Annotated in this window: 13 protein-coding genes; 11 read left to right on the forward strand and 2 right to left on the reverse strand. The window is 63.5% G+C overall.

All coding sequences use genetic code 11. The annotated features are described in order from the left end of the window. The first annotated feature begins 5 nt into the window (after window positions 1–5). From tssE to CGA22_RS21985, 7 genes are read left to right on the forward strand one after another with little or no spacing between them, the layout of a single operon-like run. Window positions 6–449 carry a type VI secretion system baseplate subunit TssE gene (gene tssE / locus CGA22_RS21955; RefSeq protein WP_041024203.1) on the forward strand — a complete coding sequence of 148 codons (444 nt, stop codon included), beginning with the start codon at window positions 6–8 and terminating at the stop codon, window positions 447–449. Further along, on the forward strand, window positions 433–2,223 hold the full coding sequence (gene tssF, locus CGA22_RS21960) for a type VI secretion system baseplate subunit TssF (RefSeq protein WP_041024204.1): 1,791 nt from the start codon (window positions 433–435) through the stop codon (window positions 2,221–2,223). Before tssE ends, tssF begins: the two co-directional genes overlap by 17 nt. Then, a complete protein-coding gene (gene tssG, locus CGA22_RS21965) occupies window positions 2,187–3,212 on the forward strand; it encodes a type VI secretion system baseplate subunit TssG (protein WP_041024205.1) in 1,026 nt (341 codons plus the stop codon). Before tssF ends, tssG begins: the two co-directional genes overlap by 37 nt. Beyond that, on the forward strand, window positions 3,213–5,756 hold the full coding sequence (gene tssH, locus CGA22_RS21970) for a type VI secretion system ATPase TssH (RefSeq protein ID WP_041024206.1): 2,544 nt from the start codon (window positions 3,213–3,215) through the stop codon (window positions 5,754–5,756). A gap of 28 nt (window positions 5,757–5,784) precedes the next feature. Further along, window positions 5,785–6,351 (forward strand): hypothetical protein, encoded by a 567-nt coding sequence (locus tag CGA22_RS21975; protein ID WP_041024207.1) that lies wholly within the window; start codon window positions 5,785–5,787, stop codon window positions 6,349–6,351. Between the two features lie 14 nt (window positions 6,352–6,365). Further along, complete coding sequence (gene tssI, locus CGA22_RS21980) at window positions 6,366–8,375, forward strand: type VI secretion system tip protein VgrG (protein ID WP_041024208.1); 2,010 nt, start codon at window positions 6,366–6,368, stop codon at window positions 8,373–8,375. A gap of 13 nt (window positions 8,376–8,388) precedes the next feature. Continuing rightward, window positions 8,389–8,931: a toxin-antitoxin system YwqK family antitoxin gene (locus CGA22_RS21985; RefSeq protein WP_041024209.1), complete on the forward strand. Its 543-nt coding sequence runs from the start codon at window positions 8,389–8,391 to the stop codon at window positions 8,929–8,931. Between the two features lie 658 nt (window positions 8,932–9,589). Here CGA22_RS21985 and CGA22_RS21990 read toward each other — a convergent pair. Continuing rightward, complete coding sequence (locus CGA22_RS21990) at window positions 9,590–9,985, reverse strand: DUF4280 domain-containing protein (protein WP_041022121.1); 396 nt, start codon at window positions 9,983–9,985, stop codon at window positions 9,590–9,592. A gap of 173 nt (window positions 9,986–10,158) precedes the next feature. Between CGA22_RS21990 and CGA22_RS21995 the strand changes: the two genes are divergently transcribed. The 3 genes from CGA22_RS21995 to CGA22_RS22005 all read left to right on the forward strand — a co-directional run bounded on the left by CGA22_RS21995 (window position 10,159) and on the right by CGA22_RS22005 (window position 13,342). Further along, window positions 10,159–11,226 (forward strand): phosphotransferase family protein, encoded by a 1,068-nt coding sequence (locus tag CGA22_RS21995; RefSeq protein WP_041022122.1) that lies wholly within the window; start codon window positions 10,159–10,161, stop codon window positions 11,224–11,226. Between the two features lie 23 nt (window positions 11,227–11,249). Continuing rightward, entirely contained in the window at window positions 11,250–12,017 is a 768-nt protein-coding gene (locus CGA22_RS22000; RefSeq protein WP_041022123.1) for an SDR family oxidoreductase, read from the forward strand. 209 nt (window positions 12,018–12,226) lie between these two features. Further along, window positions 12,227–13,342, forward strand: a complete 1,116-nt coding sequence (locus CGA22_RS22005; protein ID WP_041022124.1) for a Gfo/Idh/MocA family protein — start codon at window positions 12,227–12,229, stop codon at window positions 13,340–13,342. Window positions 13,343–13,394: 52 nt separating this feature from the next. On the opposite strand, the gene CGA22_RS22010 is transcribed toward CGA22_RS22005, so the two are convergent. Then, window positions 13,395–13,958 (reverse strand): helix-turn-helix domain-containing protein, encoded by a 564-nt coding sequence (locus CGA22_RS22010; RefSeq protein WP_041022125.1) that lies wholly within the window; start codon window positions 13,956–13,958, stop codon window positions 13,395–13,397. 12 nt (window positions 13,959–13,970) lie between these two features. Here CGA22_RS22010 and CGA22_RS22015 point away from each other — a divergent pair, with 12 nt between their 5' ends. Continuing rightward, window positions 13,971–14,975: a DMT family transporter gene (locus CGA22_RS22015; protein ID WP_177329248.1), complete on the forward strand. Its 1,005-nt coding sequence runs from the start codon at window positions 13,971–13,973 to the stop codon at window positions 14,973–14,975. The last annotated feature ends 10 nt before the right edge of the window (window positions 14,976–14,985 follow it).

Consider the following 14,985-nt stretch of genomic DNA (forward strand, 5'->3'; position numbering starts at 1 on the left):
CCGCCATGGCTGGTTTCGGGCTGCGCCCACCGCTGTTCGAACGCCTGGCCAGCCAGGGGGATGAACACGGCCGGGTGTTCGACCGGCAGGCGCTGCAGGACTCGGTCCACGCCGAACTGCAGCGCCTGTTCAACACCCGGCGCGGCCCTCGGACACTGACCGAACCGCCGAGCATCCTGGATTACGGCATTGCCGATTGGACCGCGTTGCAACAGCAGCGCAGCGATGACCGGCGCCTGCTGACCCGAGAGATACACCAGGCCATCAGCCATTTCGAACCACGTCTGCAACTGGGCGAGGTCCAGGTCGTCCCGGTACCGGGCCACCCGCAACAACTGGGCATACGGCTGTCGGGGGTGCTCCGTGGCGACCCGCACTCATGGCCCGTGGCATTTGTCATCGAGCACGCCGGCGACGGTCTTGAGGTGCGACATGAGCGACTCGATTGACCCGCAACTGTTGGATTACTACCAGCGCGAACTGACCTGGCTGCGCCATGCCGGAAGTCTGTTCGCCGAACGCTACCCCAAGGTCGCCCGGCGCCTGGAGCTGTCCCCCGGCGAATGCCCGGACCCGCACGTCGAGCGGCTTCTGGAAGGCTTCGCGCTGCTGGCCGCCCGGCTGCAACGCCGGCTGGACGACGACTACGCCGAATTCAGCGATGCCCTGCTCGAACAGCTTTATCCCTTGGCCATGCGCCCGCTGCCTTCGTGTGCAATCGTGCAGTTCGAGCCCGACCCGAGCAAAGGCAACCTCGACGATGGCTACCCCCTGCCCCGGGACACACCGCTGTTCGTCACCACGGATAAGGGCCAGAGCATTCACTTTCGCACCACCGCCGCCGTGCACCTGTGGCCGCTGGAAGTCAGCGAAGCGGTGCTGCTGGGCAGTGACGAAGCCCAGGCGCTGACCGGCGTAGTCCAGGCGCGTTCGGCCTTGCGCCTGAACCTGCGCTGCCTGGGTGAACGCCAATGGTCGACCCTGGAAATCGACACCCTGCGGGTGCACCTGGCGGCTTCGCCGATGATCAATGCCTGGCTGTACGATCTGCTCGGCGCCCACACGGTCAAGGTCCTGGCCGGCCCGCCGGGCAGCGTACCGGAACCACTGGCCGGCCTGCCCCGGATCGTCGGCTTCGCCAGCGACGAAGCGCTGCTGCCGGATGAGGATGGCGTGCATCCGGGCATGCGTCTGCTGGCGGAATACTTTGCCTTCCCCGACAAGTTCGGTTTCTTCGACCTGCCCCTGGCCGGAGCGACCAGCGACAGCTCATCCCTGTACCTGTACATCGTCTTCGATCGCGCCCCCGCCAATCGCCTGCAGCTCCAGGCCAGCGACATCGCCCTGGGCTGCGCGCCGGTGATCAACCTCTTTCCCAGGACCAGCGAACCCCTGCGCCCGGACGGCACCCGCAGCGAATACCGGTTGGTGGCTGACAGTCATCGGGAAAACAGTGTCGAAATCCACAGCATCCGCACCATGCGTGCCACGTCCAGCCAGGGCGTGCGCAAGGTGCCGGCCTACTATGGCAGCCAGCACGGCAACGACCAGACCTGTTATTGGCATGCGCGCCGGGTCAGCGGCATGAGTCCGAACCGGCTGGGCACCGACTTGATGGTCAGCCTGGTGGACACCCAACTCGACCCGCTCGCCGATACCCGCGACTACAGCCTCACCGCCGAATTACTCTGCACCAGCCGGCACCTGGCCCAGAGCCTGCCGGCGGGTACGCCGCTGGGCTTCGAACGTCCGGGCCCGGTGGCCTGGGCCCGCCTGCGCAACTCGCCGAGCCCGCAGAGCCTGCCGCGGCTGGACGGAGAATCGCGCTGGCGGCTGGTGTCGCAATTGACCCTCAACCATTTGTCCCTGGTGGAAGGCCCCCAGGCCCTGGATGCGCTGCGCGAGATTCTGGAGCTGCACAACCTGCGAGACGAGGCCAGTGCCCGCCGCCAGATCGAGGGAGTCATGGGCCTGGGCTGCGACCGGGTGATCGCCCATGTCGGTGAAGACGCCTGGCGCGGCTGGCGCAACGGCCTTGAAGTGCGCCTGCAACTGGATCCGCAACATTTCGTCGGCAGCAGCGCCGTGCTGTTCTCCGGCGTACTGGCGCAGTTCTTTTCACTGTATGCCACCGCCAATCGCTTCGTGCGCACGGTGCTGGTCCAGTCCGACAGGGAGGTGAAGACATGGCAACCCCAAGCCGGCAAACCCCTGACGCTCTGAACCTGAGCCAACGCCTGCGCCGCGATCCACAGCGTTTCGAATGGCTCCAGGCCCTGTTGCTGCTGGAGCGCGAACATCCCCAGGCCGAACCGCTGGGCAGCGGTACCGCGCCCCACGCCGAAGCGTTGCGCCTGCGAGGACCGTTGACGCCGCTGTTCGCCGCCAGCGAAGTCGAGGACCTGAGCGAGGAAGCCGGTTCGCCGCCCGTGCTGACCACACCGATCTTTGGCCTGGGCGGGCCCGACGGCCCGCTGCCCTACGCTTATCAGGAATGGCTGCAACAACGGGTACGGGCGCGGGATCATGCACCCGCGGAATTTCTCGACCTGTTCCAGCACCGGCTGCTCAGCCTGCTCTACAAAGTCATGCGCAAGCACCGCATTGCCCTGGGTTTCACCCACCCGGGCGCCTCCGCCGTGCAGGCACAACTGCGGGCCCTGACCGGCCTGCTGCCCAAGGCCTTGCAGGAACGCCAGGCCGCTCCCGATTCCGCCGCGCTGGCATGCAGCGCGCTGTACGCCGACGGCCGTCGCTCCCTGGCTGGGTTCGCGGCCATTGTCCGCGAGCAGTTCGGGCTGCCGGTGGAACTGACCGCCTATGAAGGCGGCTGGCGCGAAATCCCGTCGGCCAGCCGCAGCCGCTTGCAACCGGGCGGCCGCAACTTGCGCCTGGGTCGCAGCGCGGTGGCCGGCACCCGGGTTTGGGACGAGCATGCCGGCGTGCGCCTGACCCTCGGTCCATTGAGCGCAGCCCAGGCCAGCGGATTGTTGCCCAACGGTGAAACCCATCCGTTGCTGGCCAGCCTTTATGCGCTGTATTTCGGTCCCGACCTGGATTGCACCCTGGTGCTGCTGATCCGTGGCGCCGGTCCACTGCAACTGGGCCATCAGGCCCCGCCACGACTGAACTGGAACGGCGGCCTGCAACGGCAATCGAGCCTGGCCCTGCAACGGATCGAAACCCGCCTTCGTCAGCCGGAGATCGCCTGAATGGAATTGGCCAGCCTGATCGGTCGCCTCAACCCGGACAACCGTCGCGCCCTGGAACGGGCCGCCCAGCGTTGCCTGCAACGCAGTCATCATTACGTGGAAATCGAGCACCTGCTGCTGGAATTGCTGGACATTGAAGGCGGTGATTTCGCCTGTCTGCTACCGCGTTTCGGCCTTGAGCGTGACGCGGTGGCGGCGGAAACCAACAAGGCCCTGGACCTGTTCAAATCCGGCAGCACCCGCACACCCGCCCTGTCGGCGCAAACCATCGGCCTGCTGGAAGACGCCGTGGTCCAGGCCAGCGTGCTGGGCCTGGACAGCATCCGTTCGGGACTCTTGCTGCTGGCGCTGCTGGACCGCGATGAGCGCCGCAGCCTGTTGCTCAACAGCGCCTCGTCGCTGCTGCGCATTCCCCGGGACGCCCTGCGCGCCCATCTGTTGGAATGGACCGAAAGCTCCCGGGAACATGTCGGCGTTGCCCGTCCGGCGAAACCCGGGCAAGCAACGCAAAAGCAGGATCCGGTACTCGACCAGTACACCCAGGATCTGACCGACGATGCCCGCAACGGCCGCATCGACCCCATCGTCGGGCGCGACGGCGAGATCCGCCAATGCATCGATATCCTGCTCAGGCGCCGGCAGAACAACCCGATCCTGGTAGGCGCACCGGGGGTCGGCAAGACCGCCGTGGTGGAAGGCCTGGCCCTGCGCATCGCCGCCGGGGATGTGCCGCCGTCGCTGCAGGAGGTCACGTTGCGGGTGCTCGATCTCGGCCTGTTGCAGGCCGGCGCGGGGGTCAAGGGTGAATTCGAGCAACGCCTCAAAGGCGTGATCGACGCGGTACGCAGCGCCGAGAAACCGATTATCCTGTTCATCGACGAAGCCCACACCCTGATCGGTGCCGGCGGCGCAGAGGGCGGCAGCGACGCGGCCAACCTGCTCAAACCGGCCCTGGCCCGGGGCGAGCTGCGCACCCTGGCCGCCACCACCTGGCTGGAATACAAGAAATACTTCGAGAAAGACCCGGCCCTGGCCCGCCGCTTCCAACTGGTGCAGGTCGAAGAGCCGGACGAACTCACGGCCGTGGAAATGCTCCGTGGCGTGGCCAGCAAATTGGAACAGCACCATGGCGTGCAAGTGCTGGATGCGGCAATCCACGAAGCGGTGAAACTCTCCCACCGCTACATTTCCGGACGACAACTGCCGGACAAGGCCATCAGCGTGCTCGACACCGCCTGCGCCCGGGTCGCCCTCGGCCAGCACGATGTACCGCCCACCCTGGAAAGCCTGCGGCATCGACAGAACAGCCTCAAGGACGAAGTCGAACGCTTGCGCCGGGAACAGGCCACGGGCCTGGACCATCGCGAACGCATCACCCTGCTGGAGAGCGAGTCCACCGACAATGTGCAGGCCATCCGCGAACTGGAAACCCGCTGGGGCGAAGAACGCGAAGCCGTGCGCGAACTGCTCGACACCCGGCGCGAACTGCTGGCCCTGAGCGAACGCGCCGACAGTGAAAAAGCCGACACCGAAGTCGATAACCGCATCGATCACCTGGCCGCCGAACTGCTGCGCCTGGAAGCCGGCCTCGATGCCATTCGCCAGGACGATCCACTGGTGCCCGAACAGGTGGACAGCAAGACCGTGGCCGCTGTGATCGCCGGTTGGACCGGTATCCCCGTGGGCAAGATGCTCGCCGATGAAGCCCATGCCGTGCGCACCCTCGGCCAACGCATGGGCCTGCGAGTCATGGGCCAGGGCACCGCGCTCAATACTATCGCCCAACGCCTGCAGGCCTACCGCGCCGGCCTTACCGATCCGCAAAAACCGGTAGGCGTGTTCCTGCTGGTCGGCCCCACCGGGGTGGGCAAGACCGAAACCGCCTATGCCCTGGCCGATGCCTTGTACGGCGGCGAACGCAACCTGATCAGCATCAACCTCTCGGAGTACCAGGAAGCCCACACCGTCAGCCAACTCAAAGGCGCCCCGCCCGGCTACGTCGGCTACGGCAGCGGTGGCGTACTCACCGAAGCGGTGCGGCGCAAACCCTACTCGGTGGTGCTGCTGGACGAAATCGAAAAGGCCCACCCGGACGTGCTCGAAGCGTTCTACAACGTCTTCGACAAAGGCCTGATGGAGGACGGCACCGGCCTTGTCGTGGATTTCAAGAACACCGTGATGCTCGCCACCAGCAACGTCGGCGCCGAATTGCTGCTGGACACACCGGCCGCGCAACTGGGCAGCGATGCCTTCAACGAAGCCTTGCACAAGGTGCTGCTGCAAGCGTTTCGTCCGGCGTTCCTGGCGCGCATGACCGTGGTGGCGTATCGACCGTTGGATGAGGCGACGCTGGAAGGGATTGTGTTGGCTAAGTTGGAGAAACTGCGTGGGCGCTACAAGGCGGCAACGGGCAAACAGTTCGAATTCGATGCCGGGATCGTCAAGGCGGTGCTTGCCAAGTGCAGCGCAGCGGGGGCGCGTGATGTCGAGAATGTGTTGATGACCCAGGTGACGGGGAAGTTGGCGGAGTGGGTGTTGGAATAATTTCATTGTCGCTGGAGGAAATAACATCATGTTGAAAGCAAGTCTCGAACAGCACAATCGCCACCTTCGTCCCACTTTTCCCACTGCCCATACTGGCATTGAGACCTTCGACTTGAGTCTTGAACTTGATCGGGACTTGTTGGCATTGGTCGAAGGCACTACCCATCGTGCCTACTACCTGCCCTGGAATATGGACTCGGGCCTTTACGTCGATCTCCCCGCGCATCCGACAGGCAATGATCCCCTGTTGTTTCTCACCGCAAACCTGACGGGATGCTGCGTGGGCATTCAGAACTTCGGTGGCTTCATCAGGGTCAGGCACTACAACCTGTACACCTCGGGCAATCAAAATCCGGTCTTTTCCCAAGACGATCTTTTCCGTTATGGCACCAACATTTCCTGGTTGTTGCCTTCGGATAAATACAATGTCGGCGCGATACAACGGGCGGCCCCCTATACCCATCAGGGTCCTTGGGCCGAAGCAGTCTTGTGGGGCGAGTACGTCGCCACTTATTGGCCGTTCACATCGAAATGGCACTTTTACTACCAGAACGGAAACAGCAACAAAGTTATCCATGAACTGAATTATCAATAGCGGCAGGTCGCTCGATGCCCCGTTCCACCGACAGCAACACCACCCTCTCCCTCACCGCCGCCACGCTGTCGGCGCTGTACCCTGAATCGCTGTCCGGCGAAGAAAGTCTCAATGCCCTGGGCTCGCATGTCCTCAATGGCGTCGTCGACGGCGCCCCGCTGACACTCGCCAGCGCAGTCGCCAGCCATGTCACCACCACCCTGCACAAGGACGCCCTGCTGCGCCCGCTGGATTGGCTGGTCGCCGAAATCCGCCAGTTGCCTGCCGATGCCACCGCCGAGCGCTATCAGCTGTTGCTCAGGCCCTGGCTCTGGTGGCTGGGCCTGGCCAGCAACAACCGGGTGTTCCAGAACCTCGCCACGTCGGACATCGTCACCACGATCTTCAAGGCCCACGCGTTTACCGATTTCCAGCTCAAGCTGAGCGGCAGCTACACGCCGAGGGAGTATTGCGTGCAGTACGGCGAAACCGATCTGGCCTTCGTTTCCCGGCTGTTGGAAGAAGATGGGATTTTCTGGTTCTTCAGCCATGAAGCCGGCAAGCACACCCTGGTGTTGGCCGACAGCAACGACGCCTTCGCACCGATTCCCAACGGGCCGACGGTGAACTATCTCGGACAGGGAATCGGCGAGCGGGAGCTGCATGGCATTCGCTCGGGGCACGTGTCCCTGCAAGCGGTGGCCGGGGTCTATCAGTCAACCGATTATGAATTCACCACGCCGACGACCTCGCTCTACAGCCAGGCCGAAGCCGTGGCCGGCCCCAGCTCGATGTACGAACATCCGGGCGGCTACAACGCCAAGGCCCAGGGCGATGCACTGACCAAGCAGCGGGTGGACGGCTTGCGCAGCCAGGCGCAGCGGTTTGTCGGTGAAAGCGATTGCCGCTGGCTGGTGCCGGGGTATTGGTTCACCCTCGCCGGCCACGAAGACCCGTCGTTGAACATCGACTGGGTGGTGACCTCGGTGAGTCATGAAGCCAGCCACGACAGCTACCGCAATCGCTTCGAAGCGATTCCCAAGGCCACGCCGTATCGACCGGCCCGCCTCACACCGAAACCGCGCATGCACACCCAGACCGCGTTGGTGGTGGGCAAGGCCGGCGAAGAAATCTGGACCGATGAATACGGACGGATCAAGTTGCAATTCCCCTGGGACCGCACCGGCAAGAACGACGAAACCTCGTCCTGCTGGGTGCGGGTGGTCCTGCCCTGGAGCGGCAAGGGTTTTGGCATGCAGTTCGTGCCCCGGATCGGCCAGGAAGTCATCGTCACGTTCATCGATGGCGACCCCGACCGTCCGCTGGTGACCGGCTGCGTCTACAACGGCGACAACGCCCTGCCTTATGCCCTGCCGGCGAACCAGACCCAATCCGGGATCAAGACCAACTCGTCAAAGGGTGGCGGCGGCTTCAACGAGCTGCGCTTCGAAGACAAGAAGGATGCCGAGGAGGTGTTTCTCCAGGCGCAGAAGGACTTCAACATCAACGTGCTCAACGACACCACCGCCACCGTCGGCCACGACGAAACCCTCACGGTACAGAACGCCCGCACCCGCACGGTCAAGGATGGCGACGAGACCGTCACCCTGGAGAAAGGCAAGCGCAGCGTGACGATCCAGACCGGCAGCGACAGCCTCGACGTGAAAGACACCCGCACCGTGACCGTGGGCTCGGACCAGACCCACAGCACCGGCGGTAACTACACGCACAAGGTCACCGGCAACTACGAGCTGACCGTGGACGGCAACCTGACCATCAAGGTCAGCGGCACCCTGACCCTGCAAAGCGGCGGCAGTTTCGCCATCAAGAGCGGCGCGGACTTGGCGGCCCAGGCCAGCACGTCCATCAGCCAGAAGGCCGGCACGGCGTTGAGCAACCAGGCCGGCACCTCGCTGGAGAACAAGGCCGGCACCACCCTGACCAATGACGCCGGCATCAGCCTGGTCAACAAGGCCGCCGCTGAACAGACGGTGGACGGCGGTGGCATGTTGACCATCAAGGGCGGCCTGGTGAAGGTCAACTGACAGGAGCGCAACGATGGCCTCGAAGAAGCTGGACCTGGAACGTGGCGACAGCCAACTGAGCGGTCAGTTGATCGACGGCCGGCTCGACGGCCCGCTGCACATCGAAGAGGCCCGACACCCGCAAGCGAAACTCAACTACAGCCAAGGTGAACTGCAAGGCACCAGCACCTTGTACCACCCCAATGGCAAGGTCTCGGCGGTGCTGCCGTTCGTGAAAGGCAAGTTGCAGGGCGTGGCGAGCTTTTACGCGGCCGAAGGTGGATTGCAGCGCCAAGCCACCTATCGCGGCGGATTGCTGCACGGCGAAGCCAACAACTATTTCCCGGACGGGCAATTGGCCGAGGCCGAGTTCTATCGCGACGGCGTGCGTGACGGTCGCTATCGCCGCCTGCACCCAAACGGTAACCCGGCTGTCGAGGCCCGCTACCTCAACGGCCAACTGCTGGAACCGGCCCACGCCTACGCCGAGGACGGACGACCGCTGGATGCCGACGGCAAGCCGATTTCCCGGGTACGCTGGTGGTTCAGGCGCTGGAATGATCCGGCGCAGGCCTGAGCGCCTTGCTTCTGCTGGACTTTGCAGCAGACACCAGACCTGAAACCACCGGCAAACCCTGTGGGAGCGAGCCTGCTCGCGATGGCGTCGGCACACTCAACATCTTCATGACAGACACTCCGCTATCGCGAGCAGGCTCGCTCCCACACTGGATTTGAGATGTAGGCAGCAATTTCATACACACCGGCCCCTGTGGGAGCCAGGCTTGCCCGCGATGGCGTCGGCACACTCAACACCTTCATGACAGACACTCCGCTATCGCGAGCAGGCTCGCTCTCACAAGGGATCGATTTATGCGGGAAGAACCAGACCGGCTGTAAGGCCGCCTTGCTTTTGCTTTGCTTTGCTTTGCTTTTGCTTTTGATCTTGGGCGCCCTGTTAAACCACGCTGGCCGAACACAGGCATTGCGTAGTGGGCACCCCGGCATGGATGCCGGGGTAGCCGCGCTGGGCCATGGATGACCCTTCGCGGCGGGCCCACGGAGCAATGCCGGAGTGAGGGAACACCTCGCCTTGGCGAGGTGCCGAGTGGTGGGGCAAGAGCGTTTTGGTTACTTTTGCGCTTTTCAAAAGTAACCCGCCGTCAGGGCGGAACCATAAGCAGCCATTACCGCAGCAATGGATATACACCCGGTCAATAAGATCCAGGCAGACCCAGTCAGGGAATCAACATCTGCACCTGCCCCGGCACAACAATCTTGATCACCCCCGCCCAGCTACACATCAAGGTACTGTTGGCATCGATCGCCGGCATGTTGCCCAACACCAACGTTGGTGCCCCGCCCGGGATCCAGGGCGCAGCAGTAGCCGGAATACAAGGCATGGGGGTCAACACCCCCAGGGCCGCCGCAGTCGCAGCGGCTACAGTAGGGTTCGCCAGGCTCATGCACATCCCAAACGTGGTGATGTTCACCAGCGGAATGTGATCCATGATATTCGCCGCCGGCATCCCACCGGTCAGCATCCGATTGACCGGCAAGACGTTGAGCACCGCCGGGGCTGCGCCGAAGCTGCATTGCAGGGTGGCGGTGCTGCAGACTTGTGGGCATCCCATCGCGGCGACTCCTTGAAACGTCCCCGAAACCATAGCTCACCTGTGCGCATCAGGCCCGCTGATTATCCGGCAACACGCTAACCTATAAGACCCGGGCGTGCTTGTTACGCCTCCCACGCACCATTAGATTAGCCAATGATCGATGGCCTCCAGAATAAGCAGAAGGGATAAGCATGGCGTTTACTGATCAGTCCACCCGCGTACGCGACGGTGAAGAACTCGATGCCAACCTGATCGACCCGTACCTCAAGGCCCACATCCCCGGCCTGACCGGCGCGCCACGGATCAGTCAGTTCCCCGGTGGCGCGTCGAACCTGACCTACCTGCTGGAGTACCCCGAACAGGAATTCGTCCTGCGCCGTCCGCCGTTCGGCCACAAGGCCAAATCCGCCCATGACATGGGCCGCGAATTCCGCATCCTCAACCAGTTGCGCGACGAGTTCCCGTATTGCCCGAAAGCCTATGTGCACTGCACCGATGAGTCCGTCATGGGCGCCGAGTTCTACGTGATGGAACGGGTCAAGGGCATCATCCTGCGCTCCGACCTGCCGCCGGAACTGGGTTTCGACGCCGCCCGCACCGAAGCGCTGTGCAAGAGCTTCATCGACCGGCTCGTCGAACTGCACCGGGTCGATTACCACGCCTGCGGCCTGGCCGACCTCGGCAAGCCCGAAGGCTACGTGGCCCGCCAGATCCGTGGCTGGAGCGAACGCTACGAAAAAGCCCTGACCCCCGACGCGCCGAAATGGGAGACGGTCAAGGCCTGGCTCAACGACAAGATGCCCGCCGACCATCCAGTCTCCAGCATCGTCCACAACGACTACCGCTTCGACAACGTGATCCTCGACCCGGATAACCCGATGCAAATCATCGGCGTTCTGGACTGGGAACTGACCACCCTCGGCGACCCGCTGATGGACCTGGGCAACAGCCTCGCCTACTGGATCGAGGCGACGGACCCGGCACCGGTCCAGTTGATGCGCCGCCAGCCCAGCCACGCCCCCGGCATGCTGACCCGTCGCGAGTTCGTGGATTATTACGCCGAGCGCGCCGGGATCCGCATCGACAATTTCGACTTCTATTACACCTACGGCCTGTTCCGCCTGGCCGGCATCGTCCAGCAGATCTACTACCGCTTCTTCCACGGCCAGACCCAGGACCAACGCTTCGCCCAGTTCGTTCAGATGAACAAACTGCTGGAGCAGATGAGCCTGCAGGTCATCGGTCAATCCACGCTCTGAGCGCCCCACGACAAGGAAACAGCATGTCCAAGACCCAGTTGTTCGACCTCGACGGTAAAATCGCCTTCGTTTCCGGCGCCAGCCGTGGCATCGGCGAGGCCATCGCCAAATTGCTGGCCCAGCAAGGCGCCCATGTGATCGTTTCCAGCCGCAAGCTCGACGGTTGCCAGCACGTGGCCGACGCCATCATCGCCGCGGGAGGCAAAGCCACCGCCATCGCCTGCCACATCGGTGAAATGGAGCAGATCAGCCAGGTTTTCGCCGGCATTCGCGAACAGTTCGGGCGCCTGGACATCCTGGTGAACAACGCGGCCACCAACCCGCAGTTCTGCAATGTGCTGGACACCGACCTGGGCGCCTTCCAGAAAACCGTCGATGTGAACATTCGCGGTTATTTCTTCATGTCGGTGGAAGCCGGCAAGCTGATGCGCGAGAACGGCGGCGGCAGCATCATCAACGTGGCATCGATCAACGGCATCTCGCCGGGGATCTTCCAGGGCATCTACTCGGTGACCAAGGCCGCAGTGATCAACATGACCAAGGTGTTCGCCAAGGAATGCGCGCAGTTCGGCATCCGCTGCAACGCCCTGCTGCCGGGCCTGACCGACACCAAGTTCGCCTCGGCGCTGGTCAAGAACGACGCGATCCTGAAAACCGCCCTGGCACAGATCCCACTCAAGCGCGTAGCCGACCCGAGCGAAATGGCCGGCACCGTGTTGTACCTGGCCAGTGACGCGTCGAGCTACACCACGGGTGTGGCGCTGAATGTGGATGGTGGGTTCCTTTCCTGACACCGCACTTCCCCCTGTGGGAGCGAGCCTGCTCGCGATGACGGTGGCTCAGTGACATTGATGTCGACTGACACACCGCCATCGCGAGCAGGCTCGCTCCCACAGGGGGCCTCACCCAGACAAGAATATTTATTCCAACGTTTGCATTTTTTGAATATTTATTCCATAAAGAGCCCTCCCGAACATCACCATTCAAAGGGCTCTTTCTCATGCGCGAACTTGGCATCGGCTTGATTGGCACCGGTTTCATGGGCCGTGCCCATGCCTTGGCATTCAACAATGCCAAAGCGGTATTCGACCTCCCCCTGAACCTGACCCTGGCGGCCCTGGCCGACGCCGATCCGCAGCGTGCCCGGCAATGCGCCAGCAGCTGGGGTTTCGAGACGGTTCATAGCGACTGGCAACAACTGATCGACGACCCGAAGGTCCATCTGGTCGCAATCACCACGCCCAACCACCTGCATTACCCGATGGCCATGGCGGCGTTGGCGGCGGGCAAGGCGGTCTATTGCGAAAAACCCCTGGCGGTGTCCCTGGAGCAGGCCGAGCAGATGCGCCAGGCCGCCAAGGCCGCCGGTGTGGTCACGCGGGTCGGCTACAACTACCAGCACAACCCGATCATTCATCTGGCACGGGAGATGATCCAGCGCGGGGAGCTGGGCCGGATCATCAGTTTCCAGGGTGAGTTCAGCGAGGACTTCATGGCCGACCCGACCTCGCCATGGTCATGGCGCTGCGAAGCCGCCCATGCCGGTGGCGCATTGGCGGACCTGGGCAGCCACCTGCTGGCCATGGCCCGTTACCTGCTGGGCGATGTCGAAGCGGTCTGCGCCGACAGCCAGACCGTGCACGACCAACGTCCAGCCAGCGCGGGAAATCCCGAGCAACGCACCATCGCGGTAGACGATCAGGTTCACGCCTTGCTGCGTTTCGCCAATGGCGCGCGAGGCACAGTAAGCAGCAGTTGGCTGAAGCACGGCCGCAAGAATCACTTGGGCTTCGAGATCAGCGGCACCCTTGGCACGCTGACATTCGATCAGGAACGACTGAATGAACTGCAGGTGAGCCGTGTCGGCCAGGCGGGTTTCCAGCGGCTGCTGGCCGGCCCGGACCTGCCGGGCTACGCCGCGTTCAGCCCGGCCGCCGGGCACCAGTTGGGCTACAACGAATTGAAGACCCTGGAGGTACAGGAACTGATCATGAGCCTCGCCGGGCAAGGTGGCAGTGGGACGGACTTCGAGGAGGCCTGGGAAGTGGAGCGGCTGGCGGCGGCGATTCGCCTGGCGGCGCGAGAACAGCGCTGGGTGCAAGTCAGCGGTTTGTGACCCCGCTTTGCACGTAGACCTGCGGCGAGGGAGCTCGCTCTCGCTGCGGGGATCAAATCACCACGTTGCGTACAAATCGCACCGCCACCGCCCCCTCATTGCGATAACCGTGGGGCTGGTTGCTGGCGAACATGAAAAACTCCCCCGCGCCGATCCGACGCTCTGCATCACCCAGCAGCAAGGTCAGGCAACCCTCGAATACATAGAGCTGCTCGCTCCAGCCATCGTTATCCGGTTCAGAAGCGTAGTGTTCGCCAGGCTCCAGGCGCCATTCCCACAGTTCGACTTCGCGGCTGGCGTTGGCCTTGGCCAGAAGCACCGCTTTGCTGCCGGAGATCGCGCCGGCCCAGGCCAGCTCGTTGATGCGGCTCGGGTCACGGGCGTCGGGGGCCTGGATCAGATCGCTGAACGCCACATCGAGGGCTTCGGCGACGCGGTCCAGGGTGGTCAGGCTGACGTTCTTTTCACCGGCCTCGATGGCGACCAGCATCCGCCGGCTGACCCCGGACCGCTCCGCCAATGCGGTCTGGCTCAGCTGCGCGGCGTGGCGCAGACGGCGGACGTTCTGGCTGACGTGTTGCAGGACGGACGCCCGCTGGCCGGATTCTTTGTGCACTATATTGCTCACATGCTAGGGTTGCGCATTATACTGCCCAACTTCGGACGCATTGTGCGTCCCTCTCCAGTGGCGCGCAAGGTCATGGCATCGGTGAACTCTCCTCAAACTTCCTCCCGTTTCCTGCGGCTCAGCAAGGCCGAGTGCGTGCTGGTGCTGATCACCATGATCTGGGGCGGTACTTTCCTGCTGGTACAGCACGCCATGACCGTCAGTGGGCCGATGTTTTTCGTCGGCTTGCGCTTTGCCGCAGCGGCGGCATTCGTGGCGCTGTTCTCCTGGCGTCATCTACGGGACCTGACTCTGTTCGAACTCAAGGCCGGCTGCTTCATCGGCGTTGCGATCATGCTCGGCTACGGTTTGCAGACGGTCGGCCTGCAAACCATCCCCAGCAGCCAGTCAGCGTTCATCACCGCGCTCTACGTACCCTTCGTGCCGTTGTTGCAGTGGCTGGTGCTGGGCCGTCGACCAGGCTTGATGCCGAGCATCGGCATCATGCTGGCGTTCACCGGGCTGATGTTGCTATCGGGCCCGGCCGGCGCGTCGCTGAACTTCAGCTCCGGCGAAATCGCCACGCTGATCAGCGCCATCGCGATTGCCGCCGAAATCATCCTGATCAGTACCTATGCCGGTCAGGTCGACGTACGCCGGGTCACCGTGGTGCAGCTGGCCAGCACCGCGGTGTTGGCGTTCCTGATGGTGGTGCCGACCCAGGAGACGATCCCTGGATTTTCCTGGCTGCTGCTGTCCAGCGCGGTGGGCCTGGGGGCCGCCAGCGCCGCGATCCAGGTGGCGATGAACTGGGCGCAGAAAAGCGTCTCGCCGACCCGCGCCACGCTGATCTACGCCGGTGAACCGGTGTGGGCCGGTATCGCCGGACGCCTGGCGGGCGAGCGGTTGCCAGGGATTGCCTTGTTCGGCGCGGCATTGATCGTGGCGGCGGTGATTGTCAGTGAACTGAAGACCCGGAATAAAACGGCTGTCGAGACGGATAAGGTACTGGAAGGTGAGGGTTGAGGCTCTCCAC

Source organism: Pseudomonas sp. PSB18, assembly GCF_014596565.1.
Lineage (GTDB): Bacteria > Pseudomonadota > Gammaproteobacteria > Pseudomonadales > Pseudomonadaceae > Aquipseudomonas.